The sequence below is a fragment of the Serratia sp. AR11 genome (genome assembly GCF_056376275.1).
In genome coordinates this window covers 2,908,930-2,925,915 of record NZ_CM150739.1, presented here as the reverse complement: position 1 = coordinate 2,925,915, position 16,986 = coordinate 2,908,930, and the positions used below count along the sequence as shown (strand labels likewise).

The window sequence follows — 16,986 nt, the reverse complement described above, 5'->3', positions numbered from 1 at the left end:
CCGGGTGATCCCACCCGGCCATTTTTCACCTACTGCAGCATAAACCAGCCGGCCGGTACCGTGGCCACCAGCAACAGAAAAATACTGCCTTTCTCCAGCTGATTCAGCAGCTTGACGTCGTTATGTCCGCTTCGGGCATAAATAAACACCAGCAGCCCCGGTGCATACAGCAACACCGACATCAGCAAATGCATTAACCCGGAAGCGTAGAGCAGCCAAATACCGTACAGACAGGCACCTGTGGCGGCGAACATCAGCCGTTTGTCCTGACGACGAATTGCCACCTTAAACAGGAAGGCACCGACCAGGAAATAAGGCACCAGGATCATTTCCGAGGCGATAGTCAGCAAAGAATTATAATTGCTGCCGGTCAGCCAGATCAGCACCAGTGCGAACTGCACGGCAATATTGGTCAGCCACAGTGAAGCTGAAGGCGCATGATTTTTGTTCTGCTTGCGGAAAATCTTTGGGAAAGCGCCGTGTTGTGCCGCCAGCAACGGGACTTCGGCGGCCATAATCGTCCAGCTCAGATAGGCCCCGCAGACCGAAACAATCAGCCCGGCCGCGATAATCACGTCACCCCAGGGGCCAATCAGATCGACCATCAGCACCGCCATGGAAGGATTGCGCATTTCGGCCAATTCGCTGCGCGGCACCACACCCAGGGACAACAAAGTCACCAGCAGGTAAACCGCCAGCGCGGAGATCACTGCCAGCATGGTTGCACGGCCGACATCCTTTTTATGACGCGCCCGCGCTGAAACCACGACTGCGCCTTCCACACCGATAAATACCCACAGGGTAATCAGCATGGTGTTTTTTACCTGTTCCCACACCGGTTTACCGAGAGCGACGCCGTGGAAATCCAGCGTAAAGACGTCCATGTTGAACGCCATCGCCGCCAACACGGCGAACATCCCCAGCGGCAATAGCTTGGCCAGGGTTGCCACCAGATTGATGCTGGCTGCAGTTTGCACGCCGCGCAACACCAGCGCATGGACGATCCACAGCAATACTGACTCTGCCAGTAGTGCCTGCCAGGTATTGCCATCGCCCAGAATGACGTTTCCGCCGCGATCGGTGAATAAACTCAGTGCGGCGAACACGATAACCAGGTAAGAGACATTGGCGATCACTGCGCACAACCAGTAACCCCAGGCGGAACAAAAGCCCACCAGCTCGCCAAAGCCTTCTTTCGCATAGGTAAAGATGCCGCCGTCCAGATCGGGACGCAGGCGGGTTAGCAACAGCATGGCAAAAGCCAGAAACAGGATGCCGACGCCGGTGATTGCCCAACCCAATAGCAGGGCCGCCGGGCTGGCAACCTGCGCCATGTTTTGTGGCAGGCTGAAAACCCCGGCGCCCAGCATTGAGCTCAGCACCAATGCGGTTAACGCGGTAAGACCTAGTTTTTTTTCCAATGACGGATCCTGAGCGCAGAATAAACAACTGGAAGGGAACTGCTTGGCAGTAACAACGTAATGACAATTACTGAACGAGTAGACAATAGCCCTAAAAATTGGCGCAAATTCTACGGCTGGATGCGTGTGGATGCAATGATTAAGTATGCGTGATTTACAAAAAACTATTCAACTGGCAGGGCGGTATCAGCGACAAAAAAACGGGCAGCTCAATGGCTGCCCGATGGTAAACCGCAAAGTGAAACTTATTTGAACAGGTCGGCGCTGACGGTCAGGTTGCCGCCGCTCTTGTTCTGCCACTGGCGGGTCACGTGATAGTACTTGGCGCCTTTCTCGGCTGCACGTTTGGCAACTTCGCTAGAAACGTCAGTCATGCTGTTGAAGTGACCAGTGAAGGTCACGGAATCAAACGGCACCATCTGCGCGGCAGTCACGTTGTTCACTTCCTGAATCTTGGTCCCGTTCGGTAAAGTGACAGTATAACGTTTGCCGGTAGACGACTGGGTTTCGAAGAAACGGCCTACGTCGCGACTTGGTGAGCCAGAAGAGGCAACACCCGGAATTTCAACCTTGGCAGCAGCAGCGCCACCGGCAGCCAGTGCGGCCTTACCGGCTTCAGAGTCGGCCGGAATGGCATCCGGGCTCTGAACGGTACGTTTAGGGGCATCGGCCTTATAGATATAAGCGGTAATGAACTGGTTGCCGCCCTGGTTGGCATCTACCTGACGCACGATAAAGAAGGAGGCTGCGCCTTTCTTTTTCGCTTCTTTGGTGATGGCATCGTTGATGTCCGGCTGGCTGCGGTAGAAACCGCTGACGCTCACCGTGTCGTACGGCTCCAACAGGAAGGCTTGTTCTTTCGGCAGTTCGGTAACACCGTTAATCACGCGGTATTTTGGTTCTTTGCTCACTTCCGGCGCATCTTTATGATAAAGATCTGCGGTGACGCGCCAGTTGCCGCCATTGTTGCTGTTGTTGCTGTCCTGAATGTAGAAGGAGTCTGCACCCAGTTTATCTGCACGGCGGGATATGGCATCAGCGGCTTCATTGATGGCATTAAAGCGGCCGGTAATCGTGATGCGATCAAACGGCTTCAGCGCCGCTGCTTTTTCAGGAGTTAACTCTTGTGCCGCCTGAGCAGACAGCGCTGTGAGTGATAACAAGGCTGATGCGATGATCGTGTTCTTCAGCTTCATAAAAAATCCTTTCGCCTAGCGCATTAACGTTTATAACGTGCTGAACTGTTTAGGTGTAATTCAGCCGCCGATTATTACATGTAATCTCGACCAGTGTCTCAGCATTTTATGTCATCCCGTGAGACAAACCCCCAGAAGGATTGTGCCCGATATATTGCGCAGAATCGCCATAAGTTTCAATAATAAAGCCTTTGATGTCATAAGTGTTAATTATTCACAATTTTATAACTTTTATGCGTCCTGGCCATGTATCACTGGAAAATCGCCAACCTCCACCAGCCACAATATGGCCGCAAAAACGGCATTCCACCGGGGTTTTTAACTTTAATTTGCGATTTATCATGTCACTGCCTGAGTTTTTATGTAAAAACAGACATGAATGCGTAAGCAATTATGGATCATCGATCATATTTTCAGTAGGTTATAGATGGTGCCTTAATTCGTTGCCGACAAGGCTAATAAAAACCTGTCGGCCGGGGCCATCGCTATGGGTAGGAAGATAATAAACATCATCATAGACAGGTGAGAAGGGAACATTATGCGTATTGGTGTACCAAGAGAACGGTTGGCCAATGAAGCCCGGGTCGCAGCAACGCCGAAAACGGTGGAACAACTGCTGAAGCTGGGCTTTACCGTCGCGATTGAAAGCGGGGCGGGTAAACTGGCAAGTTTTGACGATAGCGCTTATGAAGCCGCTGGGGCAACAATCACTGACACCGCGGATGTCTGGCAGTCAGATCTGATTTTGAAAGTTAACGCACCGCTTGAGGACGAGATTGCGTTAATGCGCGAGGACAGCACCCTGGTCAGCTTTATCTGGCCGGCGCAAAACCCGGAGCTGATCGCGCAGCTGGCCGCTCGCAACGTCACTGCGATGGCGATGGATTCTGTACCGCGTATTTCACGCGCACAATCCATGGACGCACTGAGCTCAATGGCCAACATCGCCGGTTACCGTGCGATTGTTGAGGCCGCGCATGAGTTTGGCCGTTTCTTCACCGGGCAAATCACCGCTGCCGGCAAGGTTCCACCCGCCAAGGTAATGATTATCGGTGCCGGCGTAGCGGGCCTGGCGGCCATCGGTGCCGCAGGCAGCCTGGGGGCGATTGTTCGCGCCTTCGACACCCGCCCGGAAGTCAAAGAGCAGGTGCAGAGCATGGGCGCTGAATTCCTCGAGCTGGATTTTGAGGAAGAAGCGGGCAGCGGCGATGGCTATGCCAAAGTGATGTCCGAAGCCTTTATCAAGGCCGAGATGGCTCTGTTCGCCGCCCAGGCGGCCGAGGTCGACATTATTGTCACCACCGCGTTGATCCCGGGCAAACCGGCACCGAAGCTTATCACCAAAGAGATGGTGGCTTCGATGAAACCGGGTAGCGTGATCGTCGATCTGGCGGCGCAAAACGGTGGCAACTGTGAACTGACCGTGGCCGATCGCGTGACCGTGAGCGACAACGGCGTGAAAATCATTGGCTATACCGATTTGCCAAGCCGCCTGCCGACTCAATCCTCACAGCTTTACGGCACCAACCTGGTTAACCTGCTGAAATTGCTGTCGAAAGAGAAAAACGGCGAAATTGACGTTGATTTTGAAGATACCGTGATCCGCGGCGTTACCGTGGTGCGCAGTGGCGAAGTCACCTGGCCGGCACCGCCAATCCAGGTTTCTGCCCAGCCTAAACAGGCACCGGCAGCGGCACCGGTCGCCAAACCGGCGGCAAAACCGGTTTCGCCATGGTTGAAATATGGCCTGATGGCGCTGGCCATCATCCTGTTTGGCTGGCTGGCCAACGCCGCACCAAAAGAGTTCCTGTCTCACTTTACCGTGTTTGCGCTGGCCTGCGTGGTGGGTTACTACGTGGTTTGGAACGTCAGCCATGCATTGCACACCCCGTTGATGTCGGTCACCAATGCGATCTCAGGGATTATCGTGGTCGGTGCGCTATTGCAGATTGGCCATGGCGGCTGGGTGAGTTTCCTCTCCTTTATCGCCGTGCTGATCGCCAGCATCAACATTTTTGGTGGATTCACCGTCACTCAGCGCATGCTGAAGATGTTCCGCAAGAACTAAGGGGTAGCATATGTCTGGAGGATTAGTTACAGCTGCATACATTGTTGCCGCTATCCTGTTTATCTGTAGTCTGGCCGGCCTGTCGCGCCATGAAACGTCCAAGCGGGGCAACCTGTTTGGCATCGCCGGGATGGCGATTGCGCTGATCGCCACCATCCTCGGGCCGGATTCCGGCAACGTGGGCTGGATCATCATCGCGATGATTATCGGGGGTTCCATCGGGGTTTATCTGGCGAAAAAGGTCGAAATGACCGAAATGCCAGAGCTGGTGGCGGTGCTGCACAGTTTTGTGGGTCTGGCGGCGGTTCTGGTGGGCTTGAACAGCTACCTGGATCACGGCGCGCCAATGGAGCCGGTGATGGAGAATATCCATCTGACCGAAGTGTTCCTCGGTATCTTTATCGGTGCGGTCACTTTCACCGGTTCGATTGTCGCGTTCGGCAAACTGCGCGGCATCATCTCTTCCAAACCGCTGGCGTTGCCAAACCGACACAAAATGAACCTGGCGGCACTGGTGGTCTCCTTCGTCCTGTTGGTGGTGTTTGTTCGCGCCGACAGCGTGGGTTGGCAAGCGGTGGCGCTGGTGCTGATGACCGCTATCGCGCTGGCGTTTGGCTGGCATCTGGTGGCTTCCATCGGCGGTGCCGACATGCCGGTCGTGGTGTCGATGCTTAACTCCTATTCGGGTTGGGCGGCGGCGGCGGCCGGTTTCATGCTGAGCAACGATTTGCTGATCGTGACCGGTGCGTTGGTGGGTTCTTCGGGGGCCATCCTGTCTTACATCATGTGTAAGGCGATGAACCGTTCGTTTATCAGCGTGATCGCCGGAGGCTTCGGTACCGATGGCTCTTCGACCGGTAATGCGGAAGAAATGGGCGAGTATCGCGAAACCACCGCGGAAGAAGTTGCCGAGCAGTTGAAGAACTCCACTTCGGTGATCATCACCCCAGGCTACGGCATGGCGGTAGCGCAGGCGCAGTACCCGGTGGCAGAAATCACCGAGAAACTGCGCGCTCGTGGTATCAAGGTGCGTTTCGGTATTCATCCGGTTGCCGGGCGTTTACCGGGCCATATGAACGTGCTGTTGGCCGAAGCCAAGGTGCCATATGACGTGGTGCTGGAAATGGATGAAATCAATGACGATTTCGCCGATACCGACACCGTGTTGGTGATCGGCGCCAACGACACGGTGAACCCGGCCGCACTGGAAGATCCGCGCAGTCCAATCGCCGGTATGCCGGTGCTGGAAGTGTGGAAAGCGCAGAATGTGATTGCCTTTAAGCGTTCGATGAACACCGGCTATGCCGGCGTGCAGAACCCGCTGTTCTTTAAAGAGAACACCCAGATGCTGTTTGGCGATGCCAAAGAGAGTGTGGAAGCGATACTGCGTGCGCTGCAGGCGTAACGCAAACAAATAAAAACGGGCCTTTTCGGCCCGTTTCTTTATGCGTCAAACATCAATCCTCGTCGTCGTGCTCATCGTCCTCATCGACTTCGATCGGGCAATTGAAGTTTTCCGGCTTAATCACCAGCAGGTCACATTTCAGATGGTCGATCACATGTTCTGCCGTGTTACCGATAAACGCCGCCGAAATGCCGGTGCGCCCCAGAGTACCCAATACCACCACACCCGCCTGCAAGTGCTCGGCCAAATCGGGGATCACCTCTTCCGGCAGGCCTTTTTCAACGTGGGTAAACTCTTCTTTAATGCCGAATTTTTGCCTTAACGCCTTCATGGCGATCAGGTGCTGCCCGCGAATGGCGTCGTTGTAGACGCTGGGGTCAAAGTCCGGGAGTTCGATAGCAATATTGATGGGGGTAACGGGGTAGGCGCCGACCAGGTGAACTTCGGTTTGGTTGACGTTTTGCGCCAGTTCAACGGTTTCCTGTACCAGCTTGATGTTCAATGGGTCATGGTAGGGTTCTTCACTGGCCAGATTGACCGCCACCACCGCTTTGCTGCCTTCCTGCCAGGGTTGGTCCTTGACCATCCACACCGGGCAAGGGCATTTTCGTAACAGATGCCAGTCGGTGGGGGTGAAAATAACGGATTCGAGGCGGTCGTGCTGATGCGCCATTTTTAACAGCAGATCGTGCTTGCTGGCGATCACTTCCTGAATAATCGCTTCATAAGGGCGGTTATGCCAGACCACTTTGATTTCAATAGGAACGCCTTCGTCGAGGTAAAAACGGCATTGCTCGTTAATCCATGCGGCACGTTGGCTGATAACACCTTGTCGCATCGCCGTCCTTTCGTCCGGTGAGAGCAAGGTCGTCATCTCGTAAGAGAAGTCGTAAATAGGCAGGAAGGCCTTAATGCGCCCGCCATTTCGTTTAATCAGGTACACCGCCCGGCGCAGCGCCGGCTGGTCATCCTGGTTGGGGTCAATAGCCACCAGAAGATTCTGATACTTCGCCATAGGGCCTCCTTACAGCTGAAAATCAACAGTCTGTCAATTTACAGAGTAACCCAACATTGAAAAACAGAACAGCAGCAGAGATAGGCTGGGTCAATAATTCTGTTGAATTACTAACCCAGCTTGGGATCAGGCGTTTACGGTCACGTTAATGCGTGGCGTACCGGCCAGCACCGACAGGGCGTCGACGTTTTCGATGGTGATATATTTACCTTTAACGCTGAGGATTTCGCTTTTCTGGAAGCGGCCCAGCAGGCGGCTGATGGTTTCTACCGTCAGACCAAGGTAGTTGCCGATGTCGCCACGGGTCATGGTCAGACGGAACTCACGCGGTGAGAAACCGCGTTCCGCAAAGCGGCGCGACAGGTTATAGACGAATGCGGCCAGGCGCTCTTCGGCGTTTTTCTTCGACAACAGCAGGATCATGTCCTGGTCGCCTTTAATCTCGCCGCTCATCAGACGCATGATTTGCTGGCGCAGGTTAGGCATTTTACCGGACAGGTCATCCAGGGTTTCGAACGGGATCTCACACACCATGGACGTTTCCAGCGCCTGAGCGAAGCTTGGGTGCTTCAGGCCGCCAATGGCGTCAAAACCGACCAGATCGCCCGCCAGGTGGAAACCGGTGATCTGCTCATCGCCTTGCTCGGTAATGGTATAACTTTTGATGGTCCCGGAGCGGATAGCGTACAGCGATTTCAGTTCATCGCCGGCCTTGAACAAGGTCTGGCCCTTCTGGATAGGCTTCTTCCTTTCGATAATGTTGTCGAGCTGGTCCAGCTCATGGGCATTAAGAGTAAAAGGAATACACAGTTGGCTGATACTGCAATCCTGACAATGGATCGCACAACCACCAGACTGGATACGACGAATCACGCGTTTTTCCGGGATCATAGATTACGCTCATTCAATAATTGATATGCGTCAATTTTAACATCTTTTCCGGCAGGTGATAAGGGTAGCATTAATAACAACGGGGGCATTCTGTGCGAATTTTGCGCAAACATGCCGCCGAATATCCTGTAGTGGCCTGAAATGTTTTGATTTCTTTGCCACTTACATCAATACGTAACGCTTACCGCAGCCGGGGTATCTTGCGATGTATCGGCTGCGGTGGGATTAAAGCAGATCGTTTTGCAAATACCCTTCGTGCTTGAGCAACCACTGCTTGCGCTGAACGCCACCGGCATAGCCGGTCAAGGCGCCTTGCGAACCAATCACCCGGTGGCAGGGCACCACGATGCTGATGGGGTTGGAGCCGTTAGCCATACCCACCGCGCGTGAAGCGGTCGGCCGACCGATGCGTTTCGCCAGTTCGCCATAGGTAATGATTTCCCCGCAGGGGATTTGGCGCAGTTGCTGCCAGACGCTGCGCTGGAATTCGGTACCGGCGGTCATTACCGGCAACTGATCAATGACATCCAATTCACCCGAAAAATAGCGTTGCATCGCTTCGGTCAGGCCGCCGGGGTTGCGTTTGTCTATCAGTTGAAAACGATCGGCTCGGTAATGAGTATTCAGCAGCTTCATCAGGCGTACTTCATGCTCAGTCCAGTCGATGGCGCGCAAGCGGTCCTGCTCATCGGCAATCAGCACCAGTTCGCCTACCGGCGTCGCCATACGGTCAATAAAAAAGGTCTGCATGTGAACTCTCCTCTCGTTTGATGAGGGGATTATTGCACGAAATGCGGGGGAGCGATGGCGGATTCCGGACATGAAGATGGGCAACCTTGGGTTGCCCATACTGTGAGCATGAATATGGTGTGTCGCTTTATGCCTCAAATGTATAAAATAAATTTACAAATCTTCAATAAGTTTATTTAATTGAGTCAAAATTAATACTAAAAAAGTTTCGCAGGTGATTAATAAAAGTAACCTGAGTTATTAATAAAGTAACGCAGGTTATTTATAGCTGATTATGATGTTCTTTAGTTTTTCGTTATTATTAATGGTTTCGGTTGTCACGTTGGAAACCAGTTCAGGCGACATGTTGTTTAATGAGCTAATGCCAGGACTCTTGCCATTGGCTAGAGTTATACCAGAGCAATTAGAAACGATCCCTTCATTCAGATGTTTGATAGTGCAGGCTGGCGCTGTGATTTCGCCGGTAAAACGGATGGTGCCAGAAGCCACGCGGCTGTTGTAGCCCTGAGCTGCCTGCAAGGTCGCTGGAAGAAGGGCCAGGAGTACCAAAGCCATGCGAGAATAGTTCATTATTAATTCCTTTTTAAAATGAAATGAAAAATAATTGACTCCAATTAAATAAACATTAAACGGGTATGTTGAATGTCATCCTGATCCAAATTCCACTAATCTCCGTTTTGAATGGTTTATATACTATTCTTAATTTTTAGTGCCAATAGATTTGATAATAGGGAGGGGGGCGGGAAAAACCATGATTTAGATCATGCTGAAGACGGCTTAATGATTTGCAGGCGGATGTAGCGGGTGGGCTGTGAACTCTGTCACGGTAAAAAAATGGATTTGGCCGCCATTGAATCTTAAGCGGCGGCCAGCTGTGGTGATTTATGCTGAGTTACAGCATGCCGCTGCTGCCGCAGATGCGGATTTTCTCGGCCACCACCTCCTTCATCGCCAATTTGCCAGGCACGATATACTTACGCGGGTCGTTGGCGTCCGGGTGCTGGGAGAAATAGCTCTTCACCGCATCGGCAAAGGCAATTTTGAGTTCGGTCGCCACGTTGACCTTACAAACACCCAGTGAAATGGCGCGTTTCACCATGGCTTCAGGAATGCCGGAGGCCCCGTGCAGCACCAGCGGGATATCGACCTGTTCGCGGATCAGCGCCAGACGATCAAAATCCAGTTTGGGTTCGCCGTGGTACAGGCCATGGGCGGAGCCAATCGCCACCGCCAGCGAATCGATGCCGGTCGCGGTGACAAATTCGCGCGCGGCGGCCGGGTCGGTAAAGAAGCTGTCGGTCGAATCGACAATCAGGTCGTCCTCCTGCCCACCGAGTCGTCCCAGTTCAGCCTCCACGCTGGCTCCGTAGCGGTGGCACAGTGCCACGGCTTCGGCCACCTTGGCAATATTCTGTGCGAATGGCAGGTGTGAGCCGTCGATCATTACCGAACGGATACCGCTTTTGACCTTATATTCGATGTCATCCATTTCTTCGTGGTGGTCCAGGTGCAGCGCCAATGGCAGATCGTAACGATGTGCGGCTGCCTGACAGATGCCGATCAAATAGTCGGTGCCGGCATAGCTGAAGGTGCCAGGCGTACCGGCCATGATCACCGGTGAGCGCAGTTCGGCAGCGGTTTCCGCCACCACCTGCACGGTTTCCAGATTATGCACGTTGAACGCCGGCACGGCATAACCCTGGCGCTGCGCTTTTAACAGCATTTCGCGGTTGGATATCAGGTACATAGAGATTCCTTACGCCACAGATGACGGGTAACGGTAAATAGTAACGCCTTTAACCACCCGGTTAACTTCTCCGGTCGGGCATGGGTTATCCGGCGTCAGGCCAAGTGCCAGCGAACTTTCAAAGGCCAGCATCTGGGTGAATAACAGATAAGGGAACAGCAACCAGACGTCATCTTCGGCGTGGTGCAGGTTCAGCATTTGTTCACACAGCGCCTGAGTATTGCCGGTCAGGCCGACCATCTGCATTGCCAGACCGTCGCGTTGCAGCTCGTTCCACAGATCGCGATCGTACTGGCGGGCATAGTCGCCGCTGGAGAACATCAGCAGTACCAGGGTTTGGTTGTCGACCATAAATTTTGGCCCATGGCGCAGGCCGAGCGGCGAGTCGTAGCGGGTGACAATCTGTCCGGCCGTCAGCTCCAGCATCTTCAGCGAAGCCTCTTCTGCCAGCCCGGTAAAACAGCTGCCGCCCAGCGTGATGTAACGCCGGAAACCGCTGGCAGCCAACGCCTTCACCTGCGGTTGCAGAGTTTCACGCAGTTCGCGGCAGCGCTCCACCATGGCCGTCAGAGGCCGCTGGGCCTCGGCTAGGGAATAGGGGCCGAGCAACAGCGCGGCGGACAGCATCATGCAGCTGAAGCTGGAGGTCATGGCAAAGCTTTGATCGTTGGAACCCTGTGGCATCACCAGCGAGCAGACGTTATCGCGTTGATGGGCATATTGCGCCAACTGGCTGTCCGGATTGCACACCAGCATCAGGTGATAGCTTTCCGGCAGCAGTTGATCGGCCAGCTCCACCGTTGCCACGCTTTCCGGGCTGTTGCCGGAGCGAGCGAAAGACACCAGCAGCGTAGGGCGGGTCAGGTCGAGATATTGGTGCGGGTTGGCGACAATATCGGTGGTGCCGTAGGCCACCACGTCGCGACCGGTTTTCTCGCGCAGCCAGGGTGCCAATGCCCGACCGGCAAAGGCTGAGCTACCTGCGCCGCACAGAACAATCTGCAGGCGCGGGTTAGCCAGCAGCGGGGCAAGGAAAGGCTGCCACAGCGTTTGCTGCTCCTGCAATTGCCGGTGCAGGGCGGCCCATAAGTCCGGCTGCTGCCAGATCTCACGTGCGGTATGCAGCGCATGTCGTTGTTCCAGCCAGCCCGCATCGTAAGCAAAATAACCGTTCATGTTGAAACTCCTTAAAAACCTCGGTTAACGGTCGGCGATAATCACGTCGACCCCTAAATGGTTCAGCGCATGCAGGTAGCTTTCCGGGATGCGGCTGTCGGTGACCAAACGCTGGATTTGGCCGATTTCACGGATCATGCAAAAGCTGGTGCGGCCGAACTTGCTGGCATCCGCCACGGCGATCACTTCACGCGCTACGTCGCACATGGCGCGGTTGAGTTGCGCTTCACCGGGATCCGGCGTGGTGATGCCGCTAATCAGGTCAAAACCGTCGACGCCGAGAAACAGCTTGTCGAAACGGAACTGACGCATGTGTTGCTCGGCGGCCGGGCCATACAGTGACCAGGATTTGCGTCGTACGCTGCCGCCGACCACCATCAGATCAACCTGTTCGTTGTTGGCCAGTTCGAAAGCGATATTCAGCGCATTGGTCATCACCACCAGATCCTTTTTACCGACCAGCTGCTGCGCCATTTGGCTGGTGGTCGAACCGGAGTCGAGAATGATGGCATCGCCGTCGTTGACCAGTTCTGCCGCCGCGCAGGCAATGGCGTATTTCACGTCGCGATTGAGGCGCCCCTTGTCCTGTAGCGGACGATCGAAGGCGAACTGCTTATTGAGCATTGCGCCGCCATAGGCACGGACCGCACAGCCGCTTTTTTCCAGTTGGCGCAGGTCGCTGCGAATAGTGACGCTGGAAACCGAAAACTGGGCGCTGAGTTGCTCGACGCGCACTGAGCCTTCGCGACAAAGCTGGTCGATAATTAATTCCCGTCGTTTTAGGGTATTGATCATTAACGCGTGACTCCTGATTTAGCTGTAGCCATACCCGGCCGCGGCGCAATGCGTCGCAGTTAATCTGGCAGGAGTGCTTTCAGTTGTTCGTGGCGAATTACAGCAAACGAAACAGTGAAATGCAATCGGTTATTTTATAAAAAACCATATGTATCAGTTGCTTATATTTAAAAAGCCTTTCGATTGGCCCTCAACCGAAAGCTGCCTGGAAATAAAGTGAAAAGCCGTAATCCGTTATTTATCAGGCGGCAACTTGCCGCCTGGGTTAATTTGCCAAAAGCAGGATGAAAGCTGCGGCACTAATTTTTTCCTGGTGGTCTTTTCACTATTTTTTATTGCCAGCTTTGGCGTAATAACGCAGCGCCGCGTACACCGCTGCTGTCGCCGTGCACCGGCGGGTAGATTGCCGCTGGTTCGGTACCGGGTAACAGCCAATGGCTCATGGCCGGGGGCAGCAGTGAATACAGCTCGCCAACGTTGGACAGGCCGCCACCCAGCACAAAAGCATCGACATCCAACAACAGTTGCAGGCCGGCCAGCGCACTGGCCAGAATATCTACGTACATTGCCATCAGCCGCCGCGCCAACGGGTCGCCCTGTCGATAACTGGCGATTAACGCCGGTACGTGGTCGGCCGGGTGGCCGAAATGACGGCTCAGCGCCAACAGACCGCTGCCGGAAACGTAGCGTTCAAAGCAGCCAGTCAGCCCACAGTTACAGGTGAATAATGGCAAGTCGTAGCGCTGCGCCAACTGGGCGGAGATCGGCGTGTGGCCCCATTCGCCTGCCAGCCCATTGCGGCCTTTATGCAACTGCTTGTTCATCACCAGGCCGCCGCCGGCCCCGGTACCGATAATGGCGCCGAACACCAGCGCCAGATGCTCGGTTTGCGGCGTGCTGGCTTCGGAAAGGGCGAAGCAGCGGCAGTCGTTTTCAATCTCAACCGGCCGCGCCAACTCTTGTGCCAAATCGTCTGCCAGACAGTGGCCGGTCAGACAGGGGACGTTAACCGCCAGTTGCCGGCGGCTGCGCGGGTCGGTCACGCCCGGTAAACCGATGCCAATACTGCCCTGGGTGTGCAGCTGGCTGTCGGCACTGTCGACCAATTGATGGATGCAGGACAAGAACTCGCGATAATTACCGGTGGGAGTCGTGACTCGCTGGCACAGTACCTGTCTGAGCTGCCGGTCGTAGGCCGCCATCTCGATCTTGGTGCCGCCGATATCGAAACCGTAGCGCATCTGTGATATTTCCACGTTTTCAGGCTCCGCTCAGGGTGATCACTGCAGATTCACGGCGTGCACGTTCCGCCGCAAACACCATCAGGTGGCTTTCCAGCGTTTCTGCCGGGCCGGACAGCACCTGTGAAGGATCGTTGGTGCGAATGGCGTCGATAAAATGCTGCATCAGGTAGTAATCGCCACCGCCGTGGCCGGACATGGCGTGCAGATCTTCGGCCTCATCGACGTCGTAGACCTTTTCACTGTCGTCGACGAATGAGGTAATGCGGATGTAGCGTCCGTCTCCCTCAAGACAGCCATGGCTGCCGAAAATACGGGTCTGGCGATCTTCCAGCCGGGTAAAGGCGGTCATGGTGAAGGAGGCGGTGCGGCCACCGGCAAATTGCATGTTGACCACCTGATGGTCGACCACGTTATTGTCGCAGCGATAGACGCAGCGGCCATACTGACCGTCGCGCAGCGCCGCCTGCAGATGCGGCTGGCTGACTTCTGGGGTCAACACCCGCAGGAAACCCGGTGTCGCCTTGTGGTCGTCACCCAGGTAGATGCGTTTGGCGGAGTAGGGGCAACTGGCTTCCACCGCGCAGTCCAGGCAATTATCTGCTGCCCCGGCCGGTTGGTTTTCCTGGCGAAAATGGCGCAGGCCACCGAATGAACTGATCTGCTCGCAGGGCAATTCCATGATGTAGCGGATCCAGTCGATGTCGTGGCAGGACTTCTGCAGCAGCATAAAGGCGGCTTCGTTGTCGTTGCGCCAGTTGCCGCGCACGAAGGAGTGCGCCTGGTGCCAGTAGCCCACTGGCTCCAGATGTTGCAGGCTGACGATGTCGCCAATCACGTTATCGCGCAGCAGTTGCTTCAGTTTTTGGGTGTAACGCGTATAGCGCAGCACGTGGCCGACGGAGAAAATCAGCTTCTGGCGCACCACTTCCTCGACGATGGTGCGGCATTCGCTGGCGTCCGGCGACAGCGGTTTCTCCAGCAGCATGGCATAACCCTGTTTGGCGAAGGCCAGTGCCGGTTCGAGGTGCAGGGTATCCTGAGTGCAGATCAGCACCGCATCGGCCAATTTGCCTGCGTCGGCGGCCTGCCGCCAGTCGGTGAACACCTTGTCCGCCGCGATAGCGTGCTGTTCGACAAATTGCTGACGGTAGACGTCACGTGGCTCGGCCACTGCCACCACCTGCATTAAATCCGGGTGAGCCAACGCGTAGCGCGAGTAAATTTCTCCACGCGCCCCGGCACCAATCACCAGTACCCGAACCGGGCGGCCGGCAAAACCATTTTGTTGAGCTGACGACATTGCACATTCTCCGATCTAATTATTTGAGGTTTTGGCCGCTGATTTCGTCAAACAGGTGCGCGCGGGACAGGTCGAAAGCCAGGTGGATCTGTTCCCCCAGGTGTGGCTCCCAGTCAGGCTGCGACGCCATGCGCAGCACAAAGCGCAGTCCGGCCAGTTCGCAGTGCAGCAACTCTTCATTGCCCATGCGTTCGATAGTGACAATCTTCGCCGGGAAGCAATTACTGCTGCCGGGCGCACACAGCCGCAGAGACTCCGGACGAATGCCAAGGCACACGCGTGGGTGCGGGTAATTTTCCAACTGTCCTTGCAGCGTCGCCGGCAGTTCGAGGGGATATTCGTCACCAATGCGCAGCCCGATACCCTCAGCGCTGCGGGTAATCGCCATATCGTGCAGGTTCATCGACGGGCTGCCGATAAACTCGGCGACAAAGCGGTTGGCCGGTTGGTGGTAGAGATTGATCGGTTTATCCACCTGCATAATGGCGCCACGGTTCAGCACGCAAATGCGGTCCCCCATGGTCATTGCCTCCACCTGGTCGTGGGTGACATACACCATGGTGGCGGCAGCACCCTCCTGCTTGAGTTGATTGTGCAGTTCGATCAGTTGAACGCGCATCGAGACCCGCAGCTTGGCATCCAGATTGGACAGCGGTTCATCGAACAGAAATACCTTGGGCTTGCGCACAATGGCACGGCCGACCGCCACGCGCTGGCACTGGCCGCCGGATAACTGGCCCGGCTTGCGTTGCAGCAGATTGGTGATTTCCAGTTTTTCGGCCGCGTCCCGCACCCGGCGGTCAATTTCGGCTTTGCTTTCCTTGCCGATCAGGCCAAACGCCATGTTTTTGTAGACCGTCATGTGCGGATACAGCGCATAGTTCTGGAACACCATGGCGATGCCGCGATCTTTCGGCATGGTGTCGTTGACGCAGCGGTCATGGATTAATATCTGGCCTTCACTGACGCTCTCCAGCCCGGCGATCATCCGCAGCAGGGTGGATTTGGCGCAGCCGGATGGCCCGACAAACACCATAAACTCGCCGTCTTTAATATCCAGATCGATCCCGTGCAATGCTTTGAACCCGTTGGGATAAACCTTCTTCACACTGTTTAACTGTATACCGGCCATATTATTTACCTTGTGTACGCGGTTAGCCTTTTACCCCAGCGCTGGCGATGCCCTGGATGAAGTAGCGTTGGAAAAGAATGAATAGCATCAGCATCGGGATCACCGCCATCAGCGCACCGGCCATCAGCAGCGGGTATTCCACTCCGGCACGGCTCGACAGCGATGCCAGCCCGACCGGCAGCGTCAGTTTTTCGGTGGTGGTGTTGACGATCAGCGGCCACATCAGGTTGTTCCAGCTCCACAGGCCGTTGATGATGATGCAGGCGATAATGCCGGGGCGGATCAGCGGCAGCATGATGCGCCAGAAGATAGCGAAGTAGCTGTAACCGTCGATCAGCGCCGCTTCTTCCATCTCTTTCGGCACCGCCAGGAAGAACTGGCGCAGCAGGAAGGTGGCGTAAATACTGAAAATACCCGGCAAAACCAGCCCGGTGATGCTGTTCACCAACCCCAGTTTCTGCACCACCAAAAACTGCGGGATCAAAAAGGCCTGACCAGGCACCATCAGGATCGAAATACACACCAGGAACACCGCATCACGGCCGCGAAAGTGCAGGCGAGAGAAACCGTAGGCAGCCATGGTGGCGATCACCATCTGCAGCGTGACGGTGAAAAAGGTCGCCAGCAGCGAGTTCACATAGAAGTCGGTGAACGGAATTTCACGCATCACCTTGCCGTAGGCCTGCAGGCTGGGGTGTGCCGGTAACAGCGTCAGCGGGATCTGAATGCTCTCGGCCTGGGTTTTCAGCGAAGTCACCAGCATCCAGATAAAAGGCACCACCGAGGCCAGCGCCGCCAACACCATAAACAGATACACCAGCGTTCTTTTACTTATGCTCATCGTCG

15 protein-coding genes are annotated in these 16,986 nt (G+C 55.1%); 2 read left to right on the top strand and 13 right to left on the bottom strand.

Annotation, left to right across the window (positions count from 1 at the left end; all coding sequences use genetic code 11):
- Positions 1–29 precede the first annotated feature (29 nt).
- Together ACSOSI_RS13800 and ydgH are read right to left on the bottom strand one after the other, a co-directional pair.
- Positions 30–1,421, bottom strand: a complete 1,392-nt coding sequence (locus ACSOSI_RS13800) for an amino acid permease (RefSeq protein WP_112362866.1) — start codon at positions 1,419–1,421, stop codon at positions 30–32.
- A 245-nt stretch (positions 1,422–1,666) separates the two neighbouring features.
- Positions 1,667–2,617, bottom strand: coding sequence for a DUF1471 family protein YdgH (gene ydgH / locus ACSOSI_RS13795; RefSeq protein WP_419245805.1), 951 nt, complete (start codon positions 2,615–2,617; stop codon positions 1,667–1,669).
- 538 nt (positions 2,618–3,155) lie between these two features.
- Here ydgH and pntA point away from each other — a divergent pair.
- Together pntA and pntB are read left to right on the top strand one after the other, a co-directional pair.
- Complete coding sequence (gene pntA / locus ACSOSI_RS13790) at positions 3,156–4,685, top strand: Re/Si-specific NAD(P)(+) transhydrogenase subunit alpha (protein ID WP_476705631.1); 1,530 nt, start codon at positions 3,156–3,158, stop codon at positions 4,683–4,685.
- A 10-nt stretch (positions 4,686–4,695) separates the two neighbouring features.
- Positions 4,696–6,090 (top strand): Re/Si-specific NAD(P)(+) transhydrogenase subunit beta, encoded by a 1,395-nt coding sequence (gene pntB / locus ACSOSI_RS13785; RefSeq protein ID WP_112362868.1) that lies wholly within the window; start codon positions 4,696–4,698, stop codon positions 6,088–6,090.
- Between the two features lie 52 nt (positions 6,091–6,142).
- On the opposite strand, the gene uspE is transcribed toward pntB, so the two are convergent.
- The 11 genes from uspE to ACSOSI_RS13730 all read right to left on the bottom strand — a co-directional run bounded on the left by uspE (position 6,143) and on the right by ACSOSI_RS13730 (position 16,981).
- Complete coding sequence (gene uspE / locus ACSOSI_RS13780; RefSeq protein ID WP_012145311.1) at positions 6,143–7,105, bottom strand: universal stress protein UspE; 963 nt, start codon at positions 7,103–7,105, stop codon at positions 6,143–6,145.
- Between the two features lie 126 nt (positions 7,106–7,231).
- Positions 7,232–7,996 (bottom strand): FNR family transcription factor, encoded by a 765-nt coding sequence (locus ACSOSI_RS13775; RefSeq protein WP_012145310.1) that lies wholly within the window; start codon positions 7,994–7,996, stop codon positions 7,232–7,234.
- Positions 7,997–8,221: 225 nt separating this feature from the next.
- Positions 8,222–8,746, bottom strand: a complete 525-nt coding sequence (gene ogt / locus ACSOSI_RS13770; protein ID WP_112362869.1) for a methylated-DNA--[protein]-cysteine S-methyltransferase — start codon at positions 8,744–8,746, stop codon at positions 8,222–8,224.
- Between the two features lie 258 nt (positions 8,747–9,004).
- Positions 9,005–9,316: a hypothetical protein gene (locus ACSOSI_RS13765; RefSeq protein ID WP_218216506.1), complete on the bottom strand. Its 312-nt coding sequence runs from the start codon at positions 9,314–9,316 to the stop codon at positions 9,005–9,007.
- A gap of 322 nt (positions 9,317–9,638) precedes the next feature.
- Positions 9,639–10,493: a tagatose bisphosphate family class II aldolase gene (locus tag ACSOSI_RS13760; RefSeq protein WP_012145307.1), complete on the bottom strand. Its 855-nt coding sequence runs from the start codon at positions 10,491–10,493 to the stop codon at positions 9,639–9,641.
- 9 nt (positions 10,494–10,502) lie between these two features.
- The gene (locus ACSOSI_RS13755; protein ID WP_476705630.1) at positions 10,503–11,669 is read right to left on the bottom strand and encodes an SIS domain-containing protein; all 1,167 of its coding nucleotides are present in this window, start codon (positions 11,667–11,669) and stop codon (positions 10,503–10,505) included.
- Between the two features lie 24 nt (positions 11,670–11,693).
- Positions 11,694–12,464, bottom strand: coding sequence for a transcriptional repressor AgaR (gene agaR / locus ACSOSI_RS13750; protein WP_115184608.1), 771 nt, complete (start codon positions 12,462–12,464; stop codon positions 11,694–11,696).
- Positions 12,465–12,796: 332 nt separating this feature from the next.
- Positions 12,797–13,705, bottom strand: a complete 909-nt coding sequence (locus ACSOSI_RS13745) for an ROK family protein (RefSeq protein ID WP_041418576.1) — start codon at positions 13,703–13,705, stop codon at positions 12,797–12,799.
- A gap of 19 nt (positions 13,706–13,724) precedes the next feature.
- A complete protein-coding gene (locus ACSOSI_RS13740) occupies positions 13,725–15,008 on the bottom strand; it encodes a Gfo/Idh/MocA family protein (RefSeq protein WP_012145303.1) in 1,284 nt (427 codons plus the stop codon).
- A gap of 19 nt (positions 15,009–15,027) precedes the next feature.
- Entirely contained in the window at positions 15,028–16,140 is a 1,113-nt protein-coding gene (locus ACSOSI_RS13735) for an ABC transporter ATP-binding protein (RefSeq protein ID WP_476705629.1), read from the bottom strand.
- A 22-nt stretch (positions 16,141–16,162) separates the two neighbouring features.
- Entirely contained in the window at positions 16,163–16,981 is an 819-nt protein-coding gene (locus tag ACSOSI_RS13730; protein ID WP_012145301.1) for a carbohydrate ABC transporter permease, read from the bottom strand.
- Between the last annotated feature and the right edge of the window lie 5 nt (positions 16,982–16,986).

Excerpts from the sequence above, each read along its gene's own strand:
- ACSOSI_RS13765 (WP_218216506.1), bottom strand. The coding sequence starts at position 9,316 with ATGAACTATTCTCGCATGGCTTTGGTACTCCTGGCCCTTCTTCCAGCG.
- pntA (WP_476705631.1), top strand. The coding sequence starts at position 3,156 with ATGCGTATTGGTGTACCAAGAGAACGGTTGGCCAATGAAGCCCGGGTC.
- ydgH (WP_419245805.1), bottom strand. The coding sequence starts at position 2,617 with ATGAAGCTGAAGAACACGATCATCGCATCAGCCTTGTTATCACTCACA.
- uspE (WP_012145311.1), bottom strand. The coding sequence starts at position 7,105 with ATGGCGAAGTATCAGAATCTTCTGGTGGCTATTGACCCCAACCAGGAT.
- agaR (WP_115184608.1), bottom strand. The coding sequence starts at position 12,464 with ATGATCAATACCCTAAAACGACGGGAATTAATTATCGACCAGCTTTGT.
- ACSOSI_RS13730 (WP_012145301.1), bottom strand. The coding sequence starts at position 16,981 with ATGAGCATAAGTAAAAGAACGCTGGTGTATCTGTTTATGGTGTTGGCG.
- ACSOSI_RS13735 (WP_476705629.1), bottom strand. The coding sequence starts at position 16,140 with ATGGCCGGTATACAGTTAAACAGTGTGAAGAAGGTTTATCCCAACGGG.
- ogt (WP_112362869.1), bottom strand. The coding sequence starts at position 8,746 with ATGCAGACCTTTTTTATTGACCGTATGGCGACGCCGGTAGGCGAACTG.
- pntB (WP_112362868.1), top strand. The coding sequence starts at position 4,696 with ATGTCTGGAGGATTAGTTACAGCTGCATACATTGTTGCCGCTATCCTG.
- ACSOSI_RS13755 (WP_476705630.1), bottom strand. The coding sequence starts at position 11,669 with ATGAACGGTTATTTTGCTTACGATGCGGGCTGGCTGGAACAACGACAT.
- ACSOSI_RS13760 (WP_012145307.1), bottom strand. The coding sequence starts at position 10,493 with ATGTACCTGATATCCAACCGCGAAATGCTGTTAAAAGCGCAGCGCCAG.
- ACSOSI_RS13745 (WP_041418576.1), bottom strand. The coding sequence starts at position 13,705 with ATGCGCTACGGTTTCGATATCGGCGGCACCAAGATCGAGATGGCGGCC.
- ACSOSI_RS13775 (WP_012145310.1), bottom strand. The coding sequence starts at position 7,996 with ATGATCCCGGAAAAACGCGTGATTCGTCGTATCCAGTCTGGTGGTTGT.
- ACSOSI_RS13740 (WP_012145303.1), bottom strand. The coding sequence starts at position 15,008 with ATGTCGTCAGCTCAACAAAATGGTTTTGCCGGCCGCCCGGTTCGGGTA.